The sequence below is a fragment of the Streptomyces sp. TLI_053 genome (assembly GCF_900105395.1).
GTDB lineage: Bacteria > Actinomycetota > Actinomycetes > Streptomycetales > Streptomycetaceae > Kitasatospora.
The window spans coordinates 1,417,838-1,440,092 of sequence record NZ_LT629775.1 but is presented as its reverse complement, the minus strand read 5'-3'; the positions used below and the strand labels follow the sequence as shown (position 1 = coordinate 1,440,092).

Genomic DNA, 22,255 nt, shown 5'->3' with positions numbered 1-22,255 from the left:
CCGACCCCCACGATCCGGGCTTTCGATAATCTGATCGGGCCGCTGGGGGTCGGCCCCGGCGTGCGCGCGGAGAGGAATCGCGAGCAGTGGCGTACCAGCAGCCCGGCCAGGGTGAACAGTTCCCGACGACCCAGCGCCCCGGACGTGCTTGGTGGTGGCTGCCGGCCGAGGAGAGGCGCGACCGCAAACGCCGGCAGCAGGAGTGGAAGGCCTACCTGCGCAGGCACGGGGAGCGGAAGAAGGACAACGACCTCGACGACTTCCTGCCCCCCGGTTGCAGCGGCGGAAGTGGCGGCGGCTGCCGGACCGGCGGCAACGGCGGTGGTGGCAACGGCGGTTGCGGTGGTGGCAACGGGGGCTGCGGCGGGGGAGGCGGCGGCTGCGACGGCCCCTGCCTGCTCGCGCTGCTCCCGACGGTCCTGGCCGCCGGCCTCCGGTTCGCCCTGACCGCCGGCCGGGGAGACGGCGCCGGTCCCCGTCCGGCCGACCGGGCCGCGCCCGCGCCGCGGGGCCTGGTGGCCGGGGTGCTCTACGGCGCGGTGCGCCACTACCGCACCGAGATCAGCCCGAAGCGGCCCGCCTGCTGCCTGTACACGCCGAGTTGCTCCACCTACGCGGTGCAGGCGCTGCACCGGCACGGCGCGGTGCGCGGCGCCCGGCTGACGGCGGGCCGGCTGCTGCGCTGCCGGCCCGAGGCGGCCCGGCGGAGGAACGGCGTCGACCCGGTGCCGGAGCACTGATGCCGCGGTGCTGATGCCGCGGTGCCGATGCCGCGGTGCTGATCCCGCAGCGCTTGTCCCGCTCCGGCGCGCCGGAGCGCACGTGGGCGGGGCCCGGCCGGATGTGCCGGTCGGGCCCCGCCGTACCGCTCGACGTCAGTGCAGGCTGCTGTTCATCGCGTTGAGCATCGTCCCGGCGGCGTCGTCGTTCTCCAGCGAGAACGCGAACATCCCGGCCAGCCCCTTGCTCCTGGCGTACGCGCCGCGGGCCTGGACGGCCTGCGGGGTGTCACCGGTCCAGAAGTTGGTGCCGTCGTACACCCAGGAGGACTCGGTCACCGGGTCCCAGCGGGTGTTGGCGGCGGTGGGGTTGAGCTCCTTCCAGGCAGCCAGACCGGCCTCCGCGCTCAGCGGCTTGGCCGGGGTCGGACCGGTCGCGCTCTGGTACAGGCCGAAGTTGGCACCGGCCGGCACGCCAGTCCAGCCGCGCCAGTAGAACGGCACGCCCAGCACCAGCTTGGACGCCGGGAACCCGCCCGCGATGCCGTACTCCGGCAGGCCGGAGGTGTACGCGGTGAGCGTGGTGTCGATGTTGTACTTCCGGTTGCCCGGGGTGATCGGCGTGGTCGGGTCGGCCGGGCTGTCGTGCAGCGGGTCCTGGTGGTTGGTCGGGCCCTTGGCGTCCCACGAGCCGTGCATGTCGTAGGTCATGATGTCGGCGTAGTCGAGGTACGCGCCGATCTTGTCGGTCTCCAGCTGGGCGATCTTGTCCTGGCCGCTGGGGAGCGCCGCCGTCAGCAGGAAGCGCTTGCCCTGGGCGTTGCCGAGGGCGTCCAGCTGGGTGCGGAACTCCTTCAGCAGCAGGGTGAAGTTCTGCTTGTCGGCGGGCGAGGTGTGGTTGCCGGTGTGGCCGCCGGCCGAACCCGGGTACTCCCAGTCGAGGTCGACGCCGTCGAAGAGCCCGGCCGCCGAGGCCGCGCCGCCCGCCGGGTCACCGGCGACGTTGGCCGGCAGGTTCCCCTTGAGGAACATGTCCAGGCAGGAGGAGACGAACTTCTTGCGGGAGGCGTCCGAGGCCGCCGCGTCCGAGAAGTACTTGGAGTAGGTCCAGCCGCCGATCGAGATGGTGAACCTCAGGTTCGGGTACTTGGCCTTCAGCTGGCGCAACTGGTTGAAGTTGCCCTTGAGCGGCTGCTCCCAGGTGTCGGCGCTGCCGTCCACGCTGGCCGCGCCGTTGTAGTCGGCCTGGTAGTCGGCGTACGCGTCGCCGGCGCCGTCACCGGCGTTGGGGTTGTTCTCGTTCGCCGAGTCGGAGGCCTTGACCGCCTGGAAGCAGGTGAGGTTGCTCGGGTGGATGTTGGCGAACGCGTAGTTGATGACGTCCAGTTTGCCGGCGGCGCCGCTGGTGTCGACGTTCTTCGCGTGGTACGCGTTCTCGTAGACGCCCCACTGGTCGAAGTAGGCCGAGCGGAACGGGCTGGTGGCGGGCGCCGCGGTGGTGGTGGTGCTCACCCGGGCCGACTGGGCGGAGGCGTGACCGCCGGAGTAGCCCTGGACGGTGAAGGCGTAGCCGCGCGAGGGCAGCAGCGAGCTGACCGCCACCGAGGTGCCCATCGAGGTGGCCACCAACTGGTCGCCGGCGTAGACCTTGTAGGCGACCGGGGCGTCACCGGCGGTCGCGGTGGACGGCTGCCACTGGAGCACCACGGCGTTGTGGGTGACCTTGGTGACGGTGACACCGGCCGGTGTGGTGACCTTGCCGTCCCCGGCGGGGCCGGTGGCCGTCGAGGTGGCGGTGGGCGTCGCCGTCGCGGTCCCGGTGGGGCTGCCGGTCGCGGTCGGGCTGGCCGTCGGGCTGTTCGTCGCCGTGGGGCTGCTCGTGGGGCTGCCGGTCGCGGTCGGGCTGGCCGTCGGGCTGTTGGTCGCGGTCGGGCTGGCGGTCCCGGTCGGCCCGGCCGGGCCGGTCAGGCTCAGGTCGTCGGCCTGGTAGGCGCCGGTGCCGTACCAGCCGTGGGTGAAGACCGTCACCGAGGTGGTGCTCGCACCCGTGGTGAAGGTGCTGCTCAGCTGTGTCCAGCCGCCGGTGCCGGGCGTCCAGCTCTGGGAGTTGACGCCGGTCCCGGTCGCTCCGAGGTAGACGTAGTTGCCCCGGACCCAGCCGGCCAGGGTGTAGGTGGTGTTCGGTAGGACGGTGACGGTCTGCCGGCACTCGGCGGTGTCGGAGGCCGAGACGGCGCCGTTGAGCGCGTAACCGCCGCCGTGGACCGGGGTGGTGACCACGGAGCCGTTGGCACAGGTCCAGCCGGCCAGGGTTCCGGTCTCCAGGTCCGCGTTGGCCAGCAGGTTGGCGGCGGCGGCCGAGGCGGTGTCGAGCGTGAGCGCGAGGGCGGCGCCGCCGGTACTGAGCGTGGCGGCCAGGGCGAGCGCGAGTGCTCGGCGGCGCGGCGCGACGGCCCGGCGCTCGTCAGGGCGCGCGGACATGACACGGTCGTGCATGCGGTTGTCCTCCGGAGGAGTGGGGTTTCCGGCGGTGCGACGGCCCGGACGGGCCAGGGGAGCCGGGCCGGGCGCTGTGGGGGCGCGCGGCCGGGTGAAGACGGTGCGGCAGGAAGTGCGGGCGTGCGGATGTGCGGTGTGCGGGCGTACGGATGTACGGGTGTGCGGGCATGCGGGCGTGCAGGCGTCCCGATGCGGACCGGCCGGGGCCGGTGCATCACGACATCACAGATTGGACTGGACCAATATTCGCCGTCAAGGGTGCCCGGCGGGGGAATCGCGGAGCGTCCGGGCGCCCGGTGGGCCGGCCCGGGGACCGGTACGGTGGCCTCCCGAGAAGTCCCCGCGTCGAACGGAGAACGGCCATGGACAGCCGCGCCTGGGACGAGCGCTACGCCGCCAGCGAGCTGGTCTGGGGCACCGAGCCCAATCGCTGGGTGGTCCGTGAACTGGCCGGACTCGCACCCGGACGGGCCCTGGACCTGGCCGCCGGGGAGGGCCGCAACAGCATCTGGCTGGCCGGTCTCGGCTGGGAGGTCACCGGGCTCGACTTCTCCACCGTCGCCCTCGGTCGCGCCGAACGGCTCACCGCCTCGCTGCCCGACGAGGTCGCCGACCGGCTCACCTGGCGGCACGGCGACGCCCGGAGCTTCGAGGCCCCGCCGGAGGGCTACGACCTGGTCGTGGTCGCCTACCTCCAGCTCCCGGCCGAGGACCGGCGGGCGGCGCTGCGGCGCGCCGCGGCGGCGGTCGCGCCCGGCGGCACCCTGCTGGTGGTCGGGCACGACTCCGACAACCTGACCGAGGGCTTCGGCGGTCCGCAGGACCCGGCCGTGCTCTACACCGCCGGGGACGTGCTCGCCGACCTGGCCGGTGCCGGTCTGCGGACCGTCCGGGCCGATCGGGTGCTCCGCCCGGTCGCCGCCGAGGCCGGCCACCGGGGCGGGGGAGGGGCCGAGGGCGGGGGTACGGTGGCGGTGGACGCCCTGGTCCGACTGGAGCGGACGGCCTGACCCGACCCGTCCGGACGGCCCGAACCGACCTGCCCGGGCGGCCCGCCCGCCGTGGGCGGGAGCGTGGGTGCGAGTGCGTGGAGCGGTGCGGCGCGGTGCGAGGTCTCCCGCATCCGCGGCGGTCCCACGGGGTATGCAGGTGTCCCGGGACGAAGGCGTCCCGCAGCGCCAAAAAGATCTACAGTGCTGTAGATTCAAAGCGCGAGTGCGAGCAACGAGGAGGGCGCGATGAGCGTTTCGCTGGCGAAGGGGCAGAAGCTCAGCCTGGAGAAGCCGGGCGGAGGCCGCCTGGGCGTGGTACGGATGGGCCTCGGCTGGCGGGCGGCGCAGCGCAAGGGCTTCCTCGCCAAGCTGTTCGCCTCCCAGGAGATCGACCTGGACGCCTCGGCGGTGCTGTTCTCCGGGGGAAAGCCGGTCGACGTGGTGTTCTTCCAGCACCTCTCCAGCAACGACGGCTCGGTGCGGCACAGCGGCGACAACCTGACCGGTGGCGCCGGGGACGCCACCGACGACGAGACCATCACCGTCGACCTCAACGCCGTACCGGCCGAGGTGGACCAGATCCTGTTCACCGTGAACTCCTTCACCGGCCAGACCTTCCAGGAGGTCGAGAACGCCTTCTGCCGGCTGGTCGACACCCAGACCGACACCGAGCTCGCCCGGTACACGCTCACCGGCGGCGGCGCCTACACCGCGCAGATCATGGCCAAGATGCAGCGCACCCAGGCCGGTTGGCAGATGACCGCGATCGGGCAGCCGGCCGGCGGCCGCACCTTCCAGGACCTCATGCCGGAGCTGGTCAAGCACCTCTGAAGCAGCAGCCCGGTCGCACGGCCCGCCCGGGTGTCCCGGACGGGCCGGTCCGGGTGCCCGCAGGTCCCGGCCGGCGGGGGCCGGGCGCGGTCGGGTGGAGTTCCGCGATAACCCTGCGGGGCTCTCGGCGGGTCCGCTAACACTGGCCGCATGGACGATGACGCTGCGCAGCTGCCGGAGCACCTGACGATCCGGGTCACCCACACGGACGACCCGGTCGCCGCGGTGGCCGGTCTGGAGGCCTGGGCATCCCGCGAGAAGTACCCGAACCTGATGATGATGCCGCCCGTGTTCGGCAGTCTGGAGCGGACGGGCGCGGGCACCTGGCGGATCGTCGAGTTCCACGCCACCACCCCGCAGGCCGCCCGGGACGACCTGGGCCACGCGTTCCGCCTCTGGGCGCTCGCCGAACCCGGTTCGGGCGGGGCCGCCGACCGGGGCCTCGACGAGGAGGAGCGGGCCTCCTACCGCGCGGCCTACGAGCGGCTGGAACGGGAGCCGCTCGACGAGATCTCCGCCGGCGGGCGCGACTACCGGATCTTCCGCGCCGAGCAGGTGCTGCGCTCGGGCCCGGACGGCATCGAACCGCCCCGGCCGACCGATCCGGACCCGGCTGCCGTGGGAGAGGGGCACCGGCTGCCGCCCCGGACGAGCGGGTTCGTGATCGACCCGGCCGCGGGCGTCACCCTGGTCGACGGAATCCTGCGGCTCGACATGATGTCGCTGGTACCGACCGGCCGTTCCATCCCGGAGAACGTCCGGGAGCAGGCGCGACGCTCCTCCCACCTCTATCCGAACGTGCTGGTGCTGCCCGTGCACTGCGCGGTCGCGGAGTACCGGGACGGCGGCTGGGGCCCGATGACCGGTGCCTGCGAGACCCCGCAGCAGGCCCGCGACACCCTGGCCGCCTACCTCCGGGAGTTCGCCCCCAGGCTCGACCCGGGCCTCGGTGCGGAGGAACTCGCCCGCTACGCGGAGGCCGCCGACCGGCTGGACGCCGAGCGTTCCGACGAACTCCGCGCCGCGGACCGCCACTTCCGGCTGGTCCGGGTCGAGCCGGTGGTCCGCCTCGGCCTCGACGGCCCGGAACTGCCCCGCAGTTCGGACTGGGACCCGGAACTCCCGCTGCGCCTCCAGGAACAGCGCGACCTGGAGGCGGGCATCCGCTACGCCGAGGACGGGGGCGAGAGCGGGAACGCGAGCGCCGGTGACGACGCAGGGGCGGCGAACGGCTGAGGGACTGTTCCGGAACGGGCACGCTCCCGCTCCGGCCGGTCGCGGGTCCGTCACCTGTCGGTGGGACGGCCCCAGTTGACGGGGAGGTCGTGGAGGCCGCCGGTCACACTCGCGCCGTCGACCCGGACCTCCTCCGGCGCGCAGCCGAGACGGAGGTCCGGCAGGCGCCGGAACAGGGTCTCGTAGGCGATCCGCAGCTCCAGCCGGGCCAGTCCGGCGCCCAGGCAGAAGAACTTGCCGTGCCCGAAGGCCAGATGGGGATTGGACGTCCGGCCGAGGTCGAGGGTGTCCGGGTCCGGGAACACCCGCTCGTCCCGGTTGGCGGACTGGAAGGAGAACACGACGAGGTCGCCGGCGGCGATCCGACCGCCGCCGTACTCCAGGTCGGCGCGGGCGTAGCGGGGCATCCAGCTGCCGCCCGGCACCGCGAGGCGCATGACCTCCTCCACGGCGGAGGGGGCGAGGCCGGGGTCGGCGGCGAGCGCCGTCCGGGCGGCGGGGTCGGCGAGCAGGTACAGCAGGCCGTAGGGCAGCCGGGTGGCGACGGTCTCGTAGCCGGCCAGCAGGAGGCCGCTGAGGGTGTGCGGGAGTTCGTCGGGGCGCAGGGCACCGGGCCGTGTCGCGTCGGGCCCGTCGGCACGGGCGGCGAGCTCGGTGAGCAGGTCGTCCGCGGGGTTGCGGCGGCGCTGGTCGAGGAGTTCGCCGATGATGCGGTCGAGGCCCCGCCGCTCCGCCGCGTCCGCCGTCCCCCCGGGGTCCGGGACCCGGCGCACCCGGTCCGACCAGGCGGCGAACGCGACCCGCCGTTCGGCCGGGATGCCGATGAGGTCGCAGATCACGCCGAGGGCGAAGGGCCGGGCGAGGTCCGCGCACAGTTCGGCCGGCGGGCCGGTGTCGAGCAGTGCTCCGAGCAGTGCGTCGAAGGACGCCTGGAGCCGGGGCCGGAGTTGTTCGACGCGGCGCGCCCCGAAGGCCTCGGTGAGGGTGCTGCGCCAGCGCCGGTGGTCCGCCACCGCCGTGGCGTGGTTGGTCTCCGGGCCGAGCAGCGCCGCGTCCCAGAGCCGGGGCGCGCGGGCCGGGTCGGGGTGCGACTTGCCGATCCGCGGGTCGCCGCAGAGCGCGCGGACGTCGGCGTGGCGGGTGACGAGCCAGGCCCGGTCGCCGGTGGCCGTGGGGAGCCTGGCCAGGCCGCCGCGCTCGCGGAGCGCGGCGAGCCCGGGCGGCTCGGCCAGGGCGGCGGGGCAGGCGAACGGAAGCGCGCCCGTCCCGGCCGCGTCCTCGTCCGCCCCCCGGGCGGCTTTCCCGCCGGTCGCCCCGGTGCCGGTGCCGCTGCTGTCGCTGCCCGTGCCGGTGTCGCTGCCCGCACTCATGACGTGTCCCCCCTCGCCGGCCGCGGTGGCCGGTGCCAGTCGCGTTCCCGGCTCGGCGTCGCTAGTGGACCGCCCGGCCGTCCTCGGCGCGGCGCCGGGTGCCGCGCTGGGCCGCGGCCGCCGCGGCCGCCGTTGTGATCGCCTGGACCACGGTGGACATCGAGCCCGGGTGGGCGGCCAGGAAGAGGTTGGGCTCGACCAGTTCGAGTTCCATCACCAGCGGTGTGCCGTCGGCGTTGTCGACGAGGTCCACCCGGGCGTACAGCAGGTCCGCCGAGCCCGGCACCGTGGCCAGCGCCCGTTCGGCCACCGCGAGGTCGGCGGGGGTCGGTGACCACGGCTGGAGCCCCGGGTGGGCGACCTTGCGCCGGTCGAACGGCACGTCGGGGGAGAGTACGGCGTTCTTCCGGATCGCGTGCAGGAAGCGTCCCCGGACGAAGACCAGCGCGCGTTCGCCGGTGCTGTCGATGCCGCTCATGTACGGCTGGAGGATGGCGGTGAGGCCCTCGGCGTGCATCCGGGCCACCTGGTCGTGCGCCTCGTCGTGCTGCTCGGGCCGGTACCGGGCGGCGTAGCGGGCACCTGCGCCGATCACCGGCTTGAGCACGTACTCGTGGTCGTCCGGAAGGTCGGCCGGGTCGCCGGGGGCCAGGTAACGGGTGCGGACGACCGGGACGCCGGCCGCCGCGAGGGTGCCGAGGTAGCTCTTGTCCGAGCTCCAGCGCACCACCTCCGGGGGGTTGGCCAGCCGGGTCGCGCGGCTGCAGCGGTCGACCCAGTCGAGGAATTCGGGCTTGCGCCAGGTGTAGTCCCAGGTGGACCGGATCACCGCGAGATCGAATTCCGACCAGTCGACGCCCGGATCGTCCCATTCCGCAGAGATTGCGTCGGCACCCGCTTCGGAAAGCGCCCGGAGGAGCAGGGGCATGTCATGGTCGGCATTGATTTCCGGACGGGGCCTAGCCATTACCAGTGCGATCTTAGGATCGATCATCGGCCATTTCCTCGGCTCGGGGGCGGCAGTGCGGCAGTAAGCTACCAGCTGGCCGGCCCGGGGAATTCCCACGCGATCGAGGTGCCGATTACTGACCGGTGTCGGTCAATCGTAGAATGTCCTGACCGCCGGCGGCCAGGGTTGTCCCAGGAATGGCGGAAGTCCGCGCGTCCCGTCCGTTCAGCGACCCAGGCCGGACCGGATGAGCGCCAGGTGCCGGGCCGCGTGGAGCGTCTCCGGGTGGTCCGTGCCGAGCACCCGCCTGGCGGCCTCCAGAGCGTCGGCCTGGAGCCGGTGGGCCTCCTCGGCCTCTCCCCGGGCGAGCAGCGTCTCGGAGAAGTTGTGCGCCGTCCGCAGCGTCTGCGGATGGTCGTCGCCGAGCACCCGGCGGTACCGGGCGAGGGTCTCCCGCTGGAGGCGGTGCGCCTCCTCCAGCCGCCCCAGGCGGCGCAGCGTGGTGCCGTAGGAGTCCGCCGCCCGGAGCGTGTGCGGGCTGTCCTCGCCGAACGCCCGCCGGCAGCGGGCGAGGGTCTCCTGGTGGAGTTCGCGGGCCTCCTCGTAGCGGCCGAGCGCGCTGAGGTCGGCGGCCAGGTGGTTCGCCGAGCGGAGGGTGTCGGGGTGGTCGTCGCCGAGCACCCGGCGGTACCGGGCGAGGGTCTCCTGGTGGAGTTCGCGGGCCTCCTCGTAGCGGCCGAGCGCGCTGAGGTCGGCGGCCAGGTGGTTCGCCGAGTGCAGGGTGTGCGGGTGGTCGTGCCCGAGCAGGCGACGGTACCGGGCGAGGGTGTCCTCCTGGAGCCGTCGGGACTCCTCGTAGCGGCCCCGGAGACGCAGGTTGATCGCCTGCCCGTGGGCCAGCCGCAGGGTCTGCGGGTCGTCCTCGCCCAGGGCGCGGCGGCTGCGCGGCATGGACGCCTGGTAGAGCAGGTGCGCCGCCTCGTACCGGCCCTGCTCGCGGTGGGCGCGCGCCAGGCAGCGGCTCGCCCAGAGCACGTGCCGGTCGTCGGGACCGGAGGACGCGGTCCAGCTGGTGCGGAGGTCCACCGCCAGGCGGGCGGCGGCCTCGGAGTCCCCGCGCTCGGTGAGGTACCAGGCGGCGTCGCAGGCGAGGCCGCGCAGCTCCGGCGAGTCGGCGCCGCCCGGGTCGACGGCCAGCAGGTGCGGGACCACCCGGGCCCAGGTCGCCCAGGTGGCGGGGTCCTCGGGGTCGCCGGGCGCGGCCTGGACGAGGACGCTCCGCGCGTGGCGGCGCACGTCGGCGGCCTCCTCGCCCAACTGGTCCCGGATGACGGCCTGGACGAGGCGGTGCAGCCGGACGCCGTCGTGGGTGCTGGTCGCCAGCCCCAGCCGGACGGCCGAACCGACCCCCCGGTGCAGGGCGACCGGGTCGGTGTCGGCCAGCGCCAGGGCGGCCAGCGGGCCGCCGGGAGCGAGCGGGCCGGGGGCCTGCGGGGTCCGGCCCGCCGTCGACCGTCCGAACGCGAGCAGCCAGTGCACCGGGACGGACTCCGGGGCGAGGAACGCGCACAGCCGCACCACCGCCAGACCGAGCGGGTCCAGCCGGGCCAGCCTCGTCGCGCTGAGGTCGATGGCCCCCGCGAGCGGCTTGCGGTAGTCGCCGGTGCTGCCCTCGGTCAGCACCGCCGTCGCGTGGGTGTCCAGCAGGGCCAGGTAGTCGCCGACCCGGGTGGCCGTCTCGGCGAGGAAGCCGCCCGCCTGGGCCAGGGCGAGCGGCAGGTCGGCGAGGGCGCTCGCCAGCAGATCCGCGTCCTCTGGGCTCAGCTCGGGCCGACGGGTGCGCAGCAGGGCCACCGACTCGTCCCGCTCCATGACGTCGACCGGGACGGTGGTGGCGATCCCTTCCCAGCCGCCGGCCCTCGAGGTGATCAGCACGTGGCCGGGGCCGCCCGGCAGCCACTTGGCCACCCCGGCGCGGTCGTCGGCGTTGTCGAAGACCAGCAGCCAGCGGTTGCGGCCGCGCAGGTGGGCCTTGAGGACGGCGACGGCCGTCGCCGTGTCGGTGCCGGGCTCGGCGAGCGCCAGCTCCACCGCCAGGGCCGCCACCTGTTCGCCGATCAGCGCCGGGTCCTCGGCGGCGATCCACCAGACCACGTCGTAGTGCGAGGCGAACCGGCAGGCGAACTCGATCGCGATCTGGGTCTTGCCGACGCCGCCGACCCCGCGCAGGGCCTGCACCCCGCCGGCGGTCCCGCTGCCGAGGCGGCGGCGCAGGTCCGACAGGACGGCGTCCCGGCCGGTGAACTCCGGATTCCGGGGTTCGACGTTCCAGACCGCCGGGAGGCTGCCGCTGACCCGGCCGGGCAGTGGCGCGGCGTCCGGGTCGGCCTCGGGGGCCGACCGGGCGGGCGGGACGGCGGCGGGGCGGGGACCGGCGGTGGGGAGGGCACCGGCAGTGAGGAAGGGACCGGCGGCGGTGACGGGTTCCGGGCCGGTGGGTGGGGCTGCGGCCTCCGCCCCGGTCGCGGCTGCGGTTCTCGTGCCCGCTCCGACCCCCACCCCCGCTCGCGCCACTGCTCCGACCTCTGCCCCCGTCCCCGTTCCGGCCCCGGCGAACTCGGTTTCGGCCAGCTCGGCGAGAGCGGTGCGGGCGCGGGCCGCGAGCGCGCGCTCGCCCCGCCGGTCGAGTTCGTCGGCCACCGCCGTCCACGCCTCGACGGCCCGTCCGACGGCCTCGCCGGCACGCTGGGAGGCCTCGGTCCGGGCGGTCGAGGCGGCGTGCAGCTCCGCCACCCGTTCTTCCAGCTCCCGAACCCGCTGCCGGGTGGCCCGGAGCTCCTGGCGGGACAGATCGGGGCGTGGATCCTCCGCGCCGGGTCCCGGCTCGCTCCGGACGTCGGTCTTGTAGTGGACGGCCAGGCGGTTCCAGGCACTCTCCCAGCTCGGCTCGGCCACCGGGTCCACGCCGCACAGCTCGACGAAGGCGAGCAGGAACGCCTTGCTCGGGAAGCGGCGGCCGGAGAGGACCTCGCCGAGCGTCGTCCTCGGCAGCGAGCGGCCGCTCTGGAGCGCCCGCTTCTCCAGGTCCCGGTAGGAAGGGCTGTCCGCACGGATCCGCAGTGTTCTCAGACAGCGTGCGAGGTCTTCCTTGCTCGCGGCGGAAGCGGGATCGAGACGATCCGCGGAGTTCCCGTTCATCGAGATCGCACAGCCCCCCATGCCTGTCCGACGGTGTCCCGAGGTGTCCGACAGCATACGCGTCCCGTGCCAATCCGGGACGCGCCGCGTCCCGACTCGTCGAACCGTTGTCCGTGAAAAGGAGCGATCTGCCCGGACCTGGCGCGTGATCGGCTCCGGTTCTGGCGGGACGGCGCGCGGGGTGGTGATCTGTAGACGCGGTGCGCTGTCGGGAATTCCGCGGTCGCACCGGCCGATTCCGGTGACGTCGCGCGGCACGGGGAGTTACGGGGAGTTCTCCGCGGGAACGGGCACCGAAATTTCCGGAATCGAATCGGATGTCGATATTCCGAGGTCTCGGAGAACGGCGGTTCGGCCGGCGGGCCGGGCCGCACGGGAGGAGGGCTTCGCGTGCACCAGCAGACACCCTCGACCGGCCGCGGTCCGCGGCGGCCGGCCGGGCGGACCCAAGGCCGCCGGCTCCGCGGCCGGCTCGCCGGCCGAACCGTCCGGCTCACCGGACTCGCCCTGTCGGGCGCGATCGCCGGAATCGCCATGACTCTCGCCGGAGCCACCGCGGTCAACGCCGGGAACTTCGGCCTCGCGGTGACCACCACGCTCATCGCGGCCTTCCCCCCGTCCGGCCGGGCCCCCGGCCGGACGGACGGCGGCCCCGCCGGTACCGACGAGGCGGTCCCCGGCCCGGACCCCGGCCCGGACGCCGCCTGATCCGTCCGTCCGGTCCCGTCCCGTTTCGGTCGGCTGCGGGTTCCGTTCGATCGCGACGGACCGTCAGTCATCACCACCGGCAGGGAGAACGGCCGTCGCCACCGTGGTCCAGGACATCGCGATCGAGTCCGGCGCCGACGAGGTCGGGGACGGGACGGACGGTGACACCCGCGGCGGGCCGGGCGCTGACCGCCCGGTCACGCTCGACGGGTCGCGGTGCCCGGCGGTACGCGCGGTCGGGCACCGTGCCCCGGGCGGGCGCGGTCAGCCCCCGATGAGCGCGAAGCCGACGACCACGCCCGCGGTGACACTGATCCTTCCCGGTGTCAGGTCGCCGTCGCCGTCGCCGCCCCCGCTGCCGCGGTGACTGCGGTAACTGCTCTGCAGTTGCTCGGAGTCCACGTCCTTGATGTGGACGACGGGACCGAGCCGGACCTGGGCGGCCCCGGCGTACAGCTCCGCCTTCTCCCGTGCGGCCGTCACGGCGGCGGTGCGTGCCTGTGCGCGCAGCTCCTTCTTGGTACTCACGTCGAACTCGACACCGTCGACCTGGTTCGCCCCGGCCTCGACGACATCGACGAGCACGGACTCCAGCAGATCGAGCTCGCGCAGCTCGATCACGAACGAGGCGGTGCACTCGTAGCCGAGGAACGTGCGCTCGTTGCCGTAGTCCCAGGAGGACTTCAGGTCCAGCCGGGAGGTCGAGACCGCCGTATCGGGGATCCCGTGGCCGCGCAGGACCTCCCGGATCCGGTTGACCCCGCCCCGGGTGGCCTCGAACGCCTCGGCCGGCTTGGGTCGTGTCTCCGCGATCGCCACCCGGACCCGGGCCAGGTCCGGTGTGGCGTCCACGCTCGCGGCGCCGAACACGGACGCGCCCCAGGGGGTGTCTATCGAGTGCTTGTCGAACATGCGGCTCATCCAATCAGTGTGACGACTGACGATCCAGGGGTGCGCGTGCACGACGAGGGCCCGGCGGTCGTGCCGGGCCCTCGGGTCTCGCTCCACTGCTGCCGCACCCCGCCCGCCCGAGTCCTCGACCGGGGAAGGGGGAGCGTGGTCGGGCTACTGCTGGGCCGAAGGGGACGGCGCGGCGGACGGGGAGGTCGTGGCGCTCGGGGTGACGGTCGCGGACGGGGTGTCCGACGGGGTGGGGGTGGGGCAGCCCGGGGCGCTCGGGGTCGCCGTCGCGCTCGGGGTCACCGAGGGGCCGGCCGACGGGCTGCCGGACGGCGTCGCGGAGGGGCTCGCGGTCGCGGTCGGCGTGCCGGTCGGGGCGGGGCAGCTGGTCGGGGTGCCCGTGGGCGTCGCCGTCGGCGTGGCGGTCGGCGTCGTCGACGGGGTGCCGGTCGGCGTCGTGGTGGGGGTTGTCGTCGGGGTCGCGGTCGCGCTGGGGCTCGGGCTCCCGGACGGCGTGGTGACGGGGGCGGTGGGCGTGCCGCTCGGGGTGCCGCTCGGTTCGGCGGACGGCGAGGCGGACGCGGAGGGCGAGGGGGTGCCGGAGGGCGTCGCGCTCGGCGAGGGCTCGCCCGACGGGGTGGTGCCCGGGACGGTCGGCGTGGTGCTCGGGGTGCCGGGCGTCGTCGGAGCCGTGTTCTGGCCCGGCGTCGGCGCGGGCGTCGTGCCAGGGGTCGGCAGGATCGGGGCCGGCGGGGCGGTCGGGACGAGCGGCGCCACCGGTGCGACCGGGAGCTGCGGCGTCAGCGGGCTCGGGGTGCCGGGGCGGTTCGGGGTGGTGACCGGGCTGCCGGTGCCGAAGTGGGCCATCCAGTTCCGGACCGTGCGCAGGTACTCGGCGGAGTGGTTGTAGCCGAGGATCGCCCGGTCCAGCTGGGCCGGGTCGGAGAGGTCGCGGCCGCCCGCGCACAGGTACCGGCCGGCCGCCTCGGCGGCGTCGAAGACGTTGTTCGGGTCGGCCTTGCCGTCCCCGTTGGCGTCCACGCCCCAGGAGGCCCAGGTGGACGGGATGAACTGCATCGGCCCGACGGCGCGGTCCCACTGGGTGTCGCCGTCGAAGCGGCCGCCGTCGGTGTCACCGATCGCCGCGAAGCCGGCGCCGTTCAAGGCCGGGCCGAGGATCGGACGGAACGTCGTCCCGCCGGCGTCGACCGCGCCGCGGCCGGCCTGGCCGGACTCGACCTCGCCGATCGCGGCGAGCAGCTGCCAGGGCAGGTGGCAGCCGGGGGAGCGCAGGAGCAGCGCGGCCTCGGCCTTGCGGTAGGCGGCGAACACCGTCTCCGGCAGGGCCGGCCCGGAGCGCAGCGGATCGGCGAACGGCGAGGTGAGCGGCGCGAGCGGCGGCTGGGTGAGCGGCAGGGTGCCGCCGCCGTCGACCGGCGCGGTGCCGAGGATGCCCGGGAGCGGGGTGGCACCGGTGCCGAACGGGGTGGCGGTGCCGTCGGCGCCGAGGCCCGGGACCGGGGCTGCGCTGCCGCTGGGCCGGTCGGGAACGGGCTCGGCCGCGGCGGCCGGGGCGAGCCGGAGGCCGGTCACCTGGGAGCCGGTCAGCGCCGCGAGGGCGGTGAAGACCGCCAGCATGCCGGTGAGCCGCTTGCCGAGCCGCAGCCGGCGGCCGGTCGTCCGACCGGTCCGTCGCTCCGTCCCCGTGGCTCCGCCGTCGCCTCGCGTGGCCGTGCCGCTCCTGGTCACCATGCTCTGCCCCTCCCCGTCACCGTCCGGTCCCCTGGGAACGGACAGGCTGTCACCATCGTGCCTGCCGGTGCATGACAGATCTCATCACCCGAATGATTAGTATCACGACGATCTGACAGGTCCCCGGTGGCCCGGGGCAGTACCGGGCGCCACCGTTCGGTGAACGGACGGTGGAGCGGTTCGACCGGACACGGTCACACGCGGCCGGGGCGGGGCAGGACGGGCCGCGCTTCAGAGCTCCAGGAGCATCCCGTCCTCGGCCACGGCCGCGCCGGCCGCCGCCAGCGCCGGGGCCAGCGCGATCGCCTCCGGCGAACCCCGGTGGGCCAGCGGGTTGGTGTTGTTGAGGTGGGTGTAGAGGTAGCGCGGGCCGGGCCGGCCGGACAGGTGGGGGAGCGAGTCGGCGACCGCCAGGTGTCCCATGCCGCGCGAGCCCCGGGCGCCGCCGGTGCGCTCGGCGAGCTCCTCGTCCGTCGCGAAGGTGCCGTCCAGGATCACCACGTCCGCGTCGGCCACCGCCCGGTCGACGGCGGGCGTCCACGCGGCCAGTCCGGGGGCGTAGACGGCGCGGGCGCGGCCGCCGGTCTCGGTGAAGCGGTAGCCGATCACCCAGTCCGTTCGCGCGCCGGCCGGTTCCCCGGCACGTTCCCCGGCCGGTTCCCCGGCACGTTCGCCCGCCGGGAGGGCGGCCAGATCGGCGGCGTACCGGGGGCGCTTGCCGCCGAGGGCCAGCGGTTCGGCCACCAGCCCGCCGGCCAGCTCGACCGGCTCCCCCGGGACGACGGTGTGCCAGCGCGCCTCGGTGTAGGGGGCGAGCAGCGGGCCGACCGGGAACGCCTCGTGCAGCGCGGTCCGGACCGGAGCGGTCGCGTGCACGGTCAGCCCGGCGGCCTCGCGCAGGGTCACCAGGCCCAGGGTGTGGTCGAGTTCGCCGCTGGTCAGCAGGACGCCGCGGAGCGGGGTGTCCCGGGTGCCGGGCGGGGGCGCCAGCTCGGGGGTGGCGAGCAACTGGGACCGCAGGTCGGGGGAGGCGTTGACCAGGTACCAGGCGGCGCCGTCGGCGCTGACCGCGAGGCAGTCCTGACTGCGGGCGGTACCGGTGCGGCGGGCGGTGGCGCAGCCCGCGCAGCCGCAGTTCCACTGGGGCAGGCCGCCGCCGGCGGCGGTGCCGAGGATCCGGATCTTCAGTGCGTGCTCCGAGGGACGGGTCCGGGGCCGGGGGCGCTCACGCCGGGCCCGGCACGGACGGGTCGGGCGTCGGCGCCGGGACGGCCGGGACCGACGGCACCGGGGGGACGGGCGCGGTGAACCGGCGCGCCCGGGGGGCCGGACCGGCCTCCGGGTCCGGCGCGTGCACCAGGTGGTGCTGCGGGGAGAGCCGGCACGCGGGGTCGGTGACGCCCGCGTCGCCGGTGAACTGGAAGGCCTGGCAGCGGCAGCCGCCGAAGTCCTGCTCGCGCAGGTCGCAGCTGCGGCACGGTTCGGGCATCCAGTCGGTGCCGCGGTAGCGGTTGAACGCCGGCGAGTCGTGCCAGCTCGCGGCCAGTCCGTCGGTGACCGCGTTCGGCAGCCGAAGCCCGGGCAGTTGGGCGGCGGCCAGGCAGGGCAGCACGGCGCCGTCGGGAGCGACCACCAACTGCTCGTTGCCCCAGCCGTTCATGCACGGTTTGGCGGTGCCGCTGTGGTGGTCGGCGACGACATGGGTGATCTCGATCCGGTCGCCGTGCCGCGCGCGGGCGGCGGCGACGTCCTGTTCGGCCTGCCGGACCTGCTCGTCGCTCGGCGCGAGGTGGGCCCGGTTGACCCAGGCCCAGCCGTAGAACTGGGTGTGCGCGAGCTCCACCCGGTCGGCGCCGAGCCCGACCGCGAGGTCGGCGATCTCGCCGAGGCGCCCGACGTTGGCGCGGTGCAGCACGGCGTTGACGGTGAGCGGCAGCCCGGCGGCGGTGAGCAGGGCGGCCGCGGCGAGCTTGCGCTCGTGCCCGGTGGGGCCCTTGAGCCGGGTCAGCCCGGCGATGCTGTCGGCCTGCCGCGGGTCGGCGTCCTGGACGGACAGTTGCACGTGGTCCAGCCCGGCCGCGACGAGTTCGGCGGCCCGGGGGCCGTCCAGCGGCAGGCCGCTGGTGATCAGATTGGTGTAGAGGCCCAGATCGCGGGCGTGCGCGACGATGGTCGCCAGATCGCGGCGGAGCAGCGGCTCGCCACCGGTGAGGTGGACCTGGAGCACACCGAGCCCGCGCGCCTGGTCGAGCACCCGCAGCCACTGCCCGGTGTCCAGTTCGTTCCGCTGCCGGACGAGTTCGACCGGGTTGGCGCAGTAGTGGCACTGCAGCGGGCACCGGTGGGTGAGTTCGGCGACCAGACCGAGGGGGGCGGGCGCGCGCTTGCCGGCCGCGGCCCCGGGCAGGCCGGCGGCCGGCTGCGGATCGGCCGGGCCGCCGGTGCCGTCGAGGGCGAGCAGCCGCCGTTCGGCGAGGTCGGCCAGCAGGGCGAGCACCTGACCGGCGTCCACGCCCTCGTACTCCTCGGCCAGCCGGGCGGTGACCCCGGCGACGTCGCGCCGTCCGTCGCAGTGCCGGAGCACGGCCGCGGCGGTCCCGTTGAGCAGCAGCACGCCCTCCGGGTAGAGCAGGGCGGCCTGTTGCCGGACCGGGTCGTGGACCAGCCGCACCCCGCGCCGCAGCCCGGGGGCCGCGGCGGCGGGTGCGGCGTTCACCGGCCGGCCCCGGCGGGCACCGGGGTTCCGGCGGCGGTGGCCCCGGTGGTGGCGGTGGTGGCGGCGGTCTCCGGGCCGTAGTCGACCGCGTCGAGCATCGCCCGCAGCACCTCGCACTTGAAGGCGAGCGCCGACACCGCGGCGTGCTGCTGCTCGGCCGTCACGCAGTGGTCCAGCACCACGTCGAGCGTCCGGGCGCTGTCCCGGCGCGCGTCGGGGATCCGGTGCTCGAAGTAGGCGTAGCCGGCCGGGTCGATCCAGTCGTAGTGCTTCTGCCAGGCGATCACCCGCTCGGCCATGTGGTCGGGCGAGAACATCTCGGTCAGCGCGGCCGCGACGCCCTCGGTCCACGGCCGGGTCTGGCAGAAGTGCAGGTAGCCGTCGACGGCGAAGCGCACACCGCGCGCCACGTGCCGTTCGTCCAGGACCTCGGCGCGGTCCAGGCCGACGGCCTCGGCGAGCACCAGCCAGTCGGCCAGCCCGCCCTCGCCCTCCTGCGGCCCGTCCTGCTGGCCGAGTCGCCGGGTCCACTCCCGACGGACCTCCGGGAGCGGGCAGTTGGCGATGATCGCGGCGTTCTTCCGGGTCAGGCACAGCTGGTAGTACCAGCGGTTGGCGACCCAGCGCCGCAACTCCGGTGGCGTGCAGCCACCGGAGTGCAGGCGCAGATGGAACGGGTGGGTGTCCCAGTACCGTTCCCGCAGGCCGTACAGCCTGGCCGCGAACTCGTCGCGGGTCGACGCGGTGGTGGAAGCCTGGGTCACCGAGTGGTCCGCGCGGCGTACGCGGTGACCTCGGCGCCGGTGCGGTGGCACTCCACCGACGGGGCGGACCAGGTGGGCTTGGCGGCGGCCGGAGCGGCCGGCGCGACGGTGGCGGTGGTGACGGGCAGCTGGGGCGCGAGCGTGGACTTCATGGGAGTTGCCCTCCTCGGTGAAGTGGGGGTGGGGGTCGGGGTCCGGCGGCCCTTGGAGCAGGACGCTACGAGCCACCGGGTCCGCCCGCCGGTCCGAACCGTGCGATCGTGTGACATTCGCGAGCGAACGGGTGACGCGACGGACTCCGCACCCGGGCGGGGCCCGGGAGGGAAACCGGTGTCGAGTGTGCCGGTCCGGCAGTGCCGTGTCGAGTGGGCGTCACGGGGTGTGTCGGGGTGCGGCGGGCAGTTCCGGTCAGGGCGGGACGGGGTGTTCCGGGCGGGATGTGCCGGAGTGCGGCGTGTGTTCCACCGGCTCAGGTGGCCCAGGTGGCCCAGGTGGAGCGGTGGCCCGGGCGGCACGGCGGTCCGGACGGACCACGGGCTCAGGTGGACCGGCCGAAGGCCACCAGGTGGCCGTCCTTGGTGCCGACGAACACCCGTCCGCCGTCCGTCGCCGGGACGGAGAACCTGGTCACCGTGCCGAGTGCGAAGCTGCGCCGCAGTTTGAGCGAGCCGTTGACCGGAAGCGCGTCGTAGACCCGCAGTTCGCCGTTCTGGCCGCCCGGTCCGGTGCCCGAGTAGACCGACCACACCAGGGCCGAACCGGCCGCCGTCCCGTTGGAGGTGACGACGGGGGAGCCGGAGGCGTAGCCGAAGCCCTCGGGGCTGGTCGCGGCACTGGTCAGCTGGGGGTTCCCGGCACTGTTGACCGAGTACTTCAGGGCGCGCAGCGAACCGTAGTTCTCCGTCAGATAGACGTAGCCGCCGTCGCCGCCCCAGACGCCCGCGTGGCCCCAGACGCCCTTGAACGGGCCGGTGGTGCCGACCACGCCGTCCGTGCCGTTGGGGCCCTGGCCCATGCCGCCGAGCTTGTCCCGGTCGAGCAGGAAGATCCGGCCGTCCTTGCCCACCTGCACCATGAGGTGCGGGTGCGCGGCGTTGCCGAAACCGGACGGCAGGGCGACCGGTCCGCCGGAGCCGAGGTCCACGTCGCCGTGGTCCATCTCGCGGTTGTTGGTGGGGCTGAAGAAGTCCCGCGGGGCGAGGCTGCCGTCGCTGTTGACGCCCAGCCGGACGACGGACTCGGCGAAGTGGCCGCCGGGTTTGTCGCCCGGGCCCTTCAGCGGCGAGGAGCCCTCGCCCGCGCCGTTGCCGGTCGCGATGAAGATCCGCCCGGAGCCGTCCGAGACCAGGCCGCCGCCGCTCATCCAGACGCCCGCGTTCTGCGAGGCGGAGCCGGACTCGGTGGACCAGAGGGTGAGTTTGCGGGTGCTGGTGTTGACGCCCGCGACCGTGCCGACGTAGGTGCCGATCCCGCAGTCCGAGGCGAAGCCGAAGTAGACCGCGCCGTCGAGCAGCAGCAGTCCGGCCCGCTGCGCGGAACTGTTCGGATTGAACGCCACCCCCGGGCTGTTCACCGGCGAGCCCGCGACGGTGACCGGCCAGCCGCTGCGCGAGGTGCCGGTGGTGGCGTCCAGGGCGTGCACCGAGAAGTGCGCACCGCCCTCGCTGGACTTGCTCACCAGGTAGACGGTCTTGGTGGCCTTGTCGTAGACCGGGGTCGAGATGATGCCGGTGCCCGGGGAGAGGCAGGCGCTGGAGGACGCCACCGGGGTGCCGAGCGCGCGTTGCCAGAGGATCTTCCCGTCCGCCGCGTTGACGCCGTAGACGTGGTTGGTCGAGGTCGCCACCACCACGGTCGAGCCGGCCACCAGCGGTTGGGCGTACACCGCGCCGTCGACGGCGGTCGACCAGCGGCGGCCGAAGTCGGAGCCGGACACCTGGGCGGGCGCGAGGCCGGGTTCGTTGGCGTCCCAGGCGGTGCGCATCGTGTTGACCGAGACGGTCGGGCTGTCGGCCCGGGCGGGGGCCGCGCCGCCGAGCGCACCGGCGGCGAGGGCCGGGGCGAGCAGTGCGAATCCGGAGAGCAGGGCCGCCCCGGTGAGCCTGCGCCGGGGGCCGGCCGGCGGCGCCGCGGGGCCCGGTGGCGGGGAGGTCGGGCCCCGGGACGCCGAGCGCCCGGGGACCGGGCCCCGGGACATCGGGCCCGGGGGTATCGGTTCCGGGTGCGGTCCGGCGGGCTGCGGTCCGGTGGAACGGGCGGGCGGGTGGGATCGGCTCATGCGATTCGCCTCGGCTGTCGGGGGAGTACGGCTGCGGCGCCGTGGCGTCATTCTGCGAACGCCCGCGCCGCACCCGCATCCGCCCGAACCCCGGAGCCCGTTCCGTTCACGCCCCGGGGGGAACGCACTGCGCCGGGCGGCGGCGCCCCGGGCGGGACGCGGTGCCCGGTCCCCGGTCAGGACAGCAGGGCGCTGCGGTACTGCATGATCCGGTAGTTCGTCGGGTCGTACCACTGGCTGACGACGATGTGGAAGTTGCCGAACGTGGAGCCGGGGACGACGAAGCCGCCGTACGGGGCGGCGACCAGGTTGGCGACCTCCTGGCCCGGGGCGCAGGGCAGGACCATGGTCTGCTCCGGCGTCCTGGTCAGGTCGGAGGTCGGGAGCGGGAAGACCATCGCCCTGATCGACAGCGGGTCCGTGTTGAGCCAGGTGAGGACGTACTTGCCGTCCATGGCGCGGAAGCACAGCTCGCCCCACTTGCGGGTGCCGAACACCGAGGTCGGGGACGCGCCCCACCGCCAGCCGCCGTCGTAGCCCCACGGCTCGTAGGCGTCGGGGTCGCCGAGGCGGTCCTGGCGCACCCGGTGCAGCAGCATGCCCGACTGCACGTCACGGTCGAAGACCGTGGACAGCACGTAGCAGTAGCCGTCGTCGGCCACGGCGTAGGTCTTCTGCTGGAACTGTCCGCCGTGCAGGTCCCCCGGCCACTGGCAGAGGTACTCCCAGGTGTTGCCGTTGTCCGTGGAGCGCCAGAAGTCGGTGTGGTGGGTGTCGTAGATGACGCCGCGCATGAGGTGCATGTACATCACCCCGTCGACGACGAAGGCGTCGGACGGGATCGCGGTCGTGAAGTCGTTGCCGACCGGGTTGTGCGGTTCCTCTACGAGGCTGATGCCGTGGGCGCCGCGGACGACGTCGTCGATGCGGAGGTTGCCGAGGTCCGCGCTGCCGGACCGCAGGCCGACCGGGGCGTTCCAATCGGGTTCGGGGACCCGGTCGCCGCCGAAGGTGTCGCCGCAGACGAAGAGCATGGAGCCGTCGGGGCAGCGGACGGGGATGCCCAGGTCCGTCCACGGTGCCCCGAACCGCCCGGTCTCGGCCGGGCCGCTGAGGTTCTTCACCTTGACCGTGATCGTCGGAGCGGTCGGGTCGTACGGACCGTTGGCGACCGCCGCCGGGGCGCCCGCAGTGATCGCCCCCGCCCCCACCGCGACCCCGAGGCCGATCCTCAGGAGCTCGCGGCGGGAGGGCCCGGCGGTCGTCCCTGCGTGCCCGGCGGTCGTCCCTGCCTGCCCGCCGGTCGCCGCCACGTGTCCGTCCGATGTGTGTGTCATGGTGCC

The 22,255-nt window shown here is 74.7% G+C and carries 17 protein-coding genes; 5 read left to right on the top strand and 12 right to left on the bottom strand.

All coding sequences use genetic code 11. The features are described 5' to 3' along the window. Nucleotides 1–86 precede the first annotated feature (86 nt). Complete coding sequence (gene yidD, locus BLU95_RS43760) at nucleotides 87–740, top strand: membrane protein insertion efficiency factor YidD (protein WP_231978319.1); 654 nt, start codon at nucleotides 87–89, stop codon at nucleotides 738–740. A gap of 135 nt (nucleotides 741–875) precedes the next feature. Here the strand turns inward: yidD and BLU95_RS05470 are convergent, their stop codons facing one another. After that, on the bottom strand, nucleotides 876–3,215 hold the full coding sequence (locus BLU95_RS05470; RefSeq protein ID WP_093858960.1) for a glycosyl hydrolase family 18 protein: 2,340 nt from the start codon (nucleotides 3,213–3,215) through the stop codon (nucleotides 876–878). Between the two features lie 365 nt (nucleotides 3,216–3,580). On the opposite strand from BLU95_RS05470, the gene BLU95_RS05465 reads away from it, so the two are divergent. The 3 genes from BLU95_RS05465 (at nucleotide 3,581) to BLU95_RS05455 (ending at nucleotide 6,277) form a co-directional block, all read left to right on the top strand. Next, complete coding sequence (locus tag BLU95_RS05465) at nucleotides 3,581–4,228, top strand: class I SAM-dependent methyltransferase (protein WP_107452478.1); 648 nt, start codon at nucleotides 3,581–3,583, stop codon at nucleotides 4,226–4,228. A gap of 228 nt (nucleotides 4,229–4,456) precedes the next feature. Next, nucleotides 4,457–5,041: a TerD family protein gene (locus BLU95_RS05460; RefSeq protein ID WP_093858959.1), complete on the top strand. Its 585-nt coding sequence runs from the start codon at nucleotides 4,457–4,459 to the stop codon at nucleotides 5,039–5,041. Nucleotides 5,042–5,191: 150 nt separating this feature from the next. Continuing rightward, entirely contained in the window at nucleotides 5,192–6,277 is a 1,086-nt protein-coding gene (locus tag BLU95_RS05455; RefSeq protein WP_093858958.1) for a DUF5954 family protein, read from the top strand. Between the two features lie 50 nt (nucleotides 6,278–6,327). On the opposite strand, the gene BLU95_RS05450 is transcribed toward BLU95_RS05455, so the two are convergent. The 3 genes from BLU95_RS05450 to fxsT all read right to left on the bottom strand — a co-directional run bounded on the left by BLU95_RS05450 (nucleotide 6,328) and on the right by fxsT (nucleotide 11,794). Then, complete coding sequence (locus BLU95_RS05450) at nucleotides 6,328–7,647, bottom strand: cytochrome P450 (protein WP_093858957.1); 1,320 nt, start codon at nucleotides 7,645–7,647, stop codon at nucleotides 6,328–6,330. A 61-nt stretch (nucleotides 7,648–7,708) separates the two neighbouring features. Then, entirely contained in the window at nucleotides 7,709–8,641 is a 933-nt protein-coding gene (locus BLU95_RS05445; RefSeq protein ID WP_093858956.1) for an ATP-grasp domain-containing protein, read from the bottom strand. 180 nt (nucleotides 8,642–8,821) lie between these two features. Then, nucleotides 8,822–11,794 carry an FxSxx-COOH system tetratricopeptide repeat protein gene (gene fxsT / locus BLU95_RS05440; RefSeq protein WP_159424787.1) on the bottom strand — a complete coding sequence of 991 codons (2,973 nt, stop codon included), beginning with the start codon at nucleotides 11,792–11,794 and terminating at the stop codon, nucleotides 8,822–8,824. Nucleotides 11,795–12,184: 390 nt separating this feature from the next. Between fxsT and BLU95_RS05435 the strand changes: the two genes are divergently transcribed. Then, the gene (locus BLU95_RS05435; RefSeq protein ID WP_093858954.1) at nucleotides 12,185–12,502 is read left to right on the top strand and encodes a hypothetical protein; all 318 of its coding nucleotides are present in this window, start codon (nucleotides 12,185–12,187) and stop codon (nucleotides 12,500–12,502) included. 264 nt (nucleotides 12,503–12,766) lie between these two features. On the opposite strand, the gene BLU95_RS05430 is transcribed toward BLU95_RS05435, so the two are convergent. The 8 genes from BLU95_RS05430 to BLU95_RS05395 form a co-directional block, all read right to left on the bottom strand. Continuing rightward, complete coding sequence (locus BLU95_RS05430) at nucleotides 12,767–13,423, bottom strand: SIMPL domain-containing protein (RefSeq protein WP_093858953.1); 657 nt, start codon at nucleotides 13,421–13,423, stop codon at nucleotides 12,767–12,769. Between the two features lie 144 nt (nucleotides 13,424–13,567). Further along, nucleotides 13,568–15,154: a lytic transglycosylase domain-containing protein gene (locus BLU95_RS05425; protein ID WP_231978317.1), complete on the bottom strand. Its 1,587-nt coding sequence runs from the start codon at nucleotides 15,152–15,154 to the stop codon at nucleotides 13,568–13,570. Nucleotides 15,155–15,385: 231 nt separating this feature from the next. Beyond that, on the bottom strand, nucleotides 15,386–16,330 hold the full coding sequence (gene pqqB, locus BLU95_RS05420; protein ID WP_502689859.1) for a pyrroloquinoline quinone biosynthesis protein PqqB: 945 nt from the start codon (nucleotides 16,328–16,330) through the stop codon (nucleotides 15,386–15,388). A gap of 49 nt (nucleotides 16,331–16,379) precedes the next feature. Beyond that, the gene (pqqE, locus tag BLU95_RS05415; protein ID WP_173862006.1) at nucleotides 16,380–17,870 is read right to left on the bottom strand and encodes a pyrroloquinoline quinone biosynthesis protein PqqE; all 1,491 of its coding nucleotides are present in this window, start codon (nucleotides 17,868–17,870) and stop codon (nucleotides 16,380–16,382) included. After that, nucleotides 17,867–18,634, bottom strand: coding sequence for a pyrroloquinoline-quinone synthase PqqC (gene pqqC / locus BLU95_RS05410; RefSeq protein WP_093858951.1), 768 nt, complete (start codon nucleotides 18,632–18,634; stop codon nucleotides 17,867–17,869). The genes pqqE and pqqC overlap by 4 nt, the downstream gene beginning before the upstream one ends. Then, nucleotides 18,631–18,786: a pyrroloquinoline quinone precursor peptide PqqA gene (pqqA, locus tag BLU95_RS05405; RefSeq protein WP_093858950.1), complete on the bottom strand. Its 156-nt coding sequence runs from the start codon at nucleotides 18,784–18,786 to the stop codon at nucleotides 18,631–18,633. The genes pqqC and pqqA overlap by 4 nt, the downstream gene beginning before the upstream one ends. 386 nt (nucleotides 18,787–19,172) lie before the next feature. Continuing rightward, nucleotides 19,173–20,831, bottom strand: coding sequence for an outer membrane protein assembly factor BamB family protein (locus BLU95_RS05400; protein WP_107452477.1), 1,659 nt, complete (start codon nucleotides 20,829–20,831; stop codon nucleotides 19,173–19,175). A gap of 257 nt (nucleotides 20,832–21,088) precedes the next feature. Beyond that, nucleotides 21,089–22,249: a DUF4185 domain-containing protein gene (locus tag BLU95_RS05395; RefSeq protein ID WP_093858948.1), complete on the bottom strand. Its 1,161-nt coding sequence runs from the start codon at nucleotides 22,247–22,249 to the stop codon at nucleotides 21,089–21,091. Between the last annotated feature and the right edge of the window lie 6 nt (nucleotides 22,250–22,255).

What these genes read in the sequence shown, in the direction of transcription:
- BLU95_RS05470 (WP_093858960.1), bottom strand. Translation starts at nt 3,215, where the DNA reads ATGCACGACCGTGTCATGTCCGCGCGCCCTGACGAGCGCCGGGCCGTC.
- BLU95_RS05465 (WP_107452478.1), top strand. Translation starts at nt 3,581, where the DNA reads ATGGACAGCCGCGCCTGGGACGAGCGCTACGCCGCCAGCGAGCTGGTC.
- BLU95_RS05460 (WP_093858959.1), top strand. Translation starts at nt 4,457, where the DNA reads ATGAGCGTTTCGCTGGCGAAGGGGCAGAAGCTCAGCCTGGAGAAGCCG.
- BLU95_RS05455 (WP_093858958.1), top strand. Translation starts at nt 5,192, where the DNA reads ATGGACGATGACGCTGCGCAGCTGCCGGAGCACCTGACGATCCGGGTC.
- BLU95_RS05450 (WP_093858957.1), bottom strand. Translation starts at nt 7,647, where the DNA reads ATGAGTGCGGGCAGCGACACCGGCACGGGCAGCGACAGCAGCGGCACC.
- BLU95_RS05445 (WP_093858956.1), bottom strand. Translation starts at nt 8,641, where the DNA reads ATGATCGATCCTAAGATCGCACTGGTAATGGCTAGGCCCCGTCCGGAA.
- fxsT (WP_159424787.1), bottom strand. Translation starts at nt 11,794, where the DNA reads ATGAACGGGAACTCCGCGGATCGTCTCGATCCCGCTTCCGCCGCGAGC.
- BLU95_RS05430 (WP_093858953.1), bottom strand. Translation starts at nt 13,423, where the DNA reads ATGAGCCGCATGTTCGACAAGCACTCGATAGACACCCCCTGGGGCGCG.
- BLU95_RS05425 (WP_231978317.1), bottom strand. Translation starts at nt 15,154, where the DNA reads ATGGTGACCAGGAGCGGCACGGCCACGCGAGGCGACGGCGGAGCCACG.
- pqqA (WP_093858950.1), bottom strand. Translation starts at nt 18,786, where the DNA reads ATGAAGTCCACGCTCGCGCCCCAGCTGCCCGTCACCACCGCCACCGTC.
- BLU95_RS05400 (WP_107452477.1), bottom strand. Translation starts at nt 20,831, where the DNA reads ATGTCCCGGGGCCCGGTCCCCGGGCGCTCGGCGTCCCGGGGCCCGACC.
- BLU95_RS05395 (WP_093858948.1), bottom strand. Translation starts at nt 22,249, where the DNA reads ATGACACACACATCGGACGGACACGTGGCGGCGACCGGCGGGCAGGCA.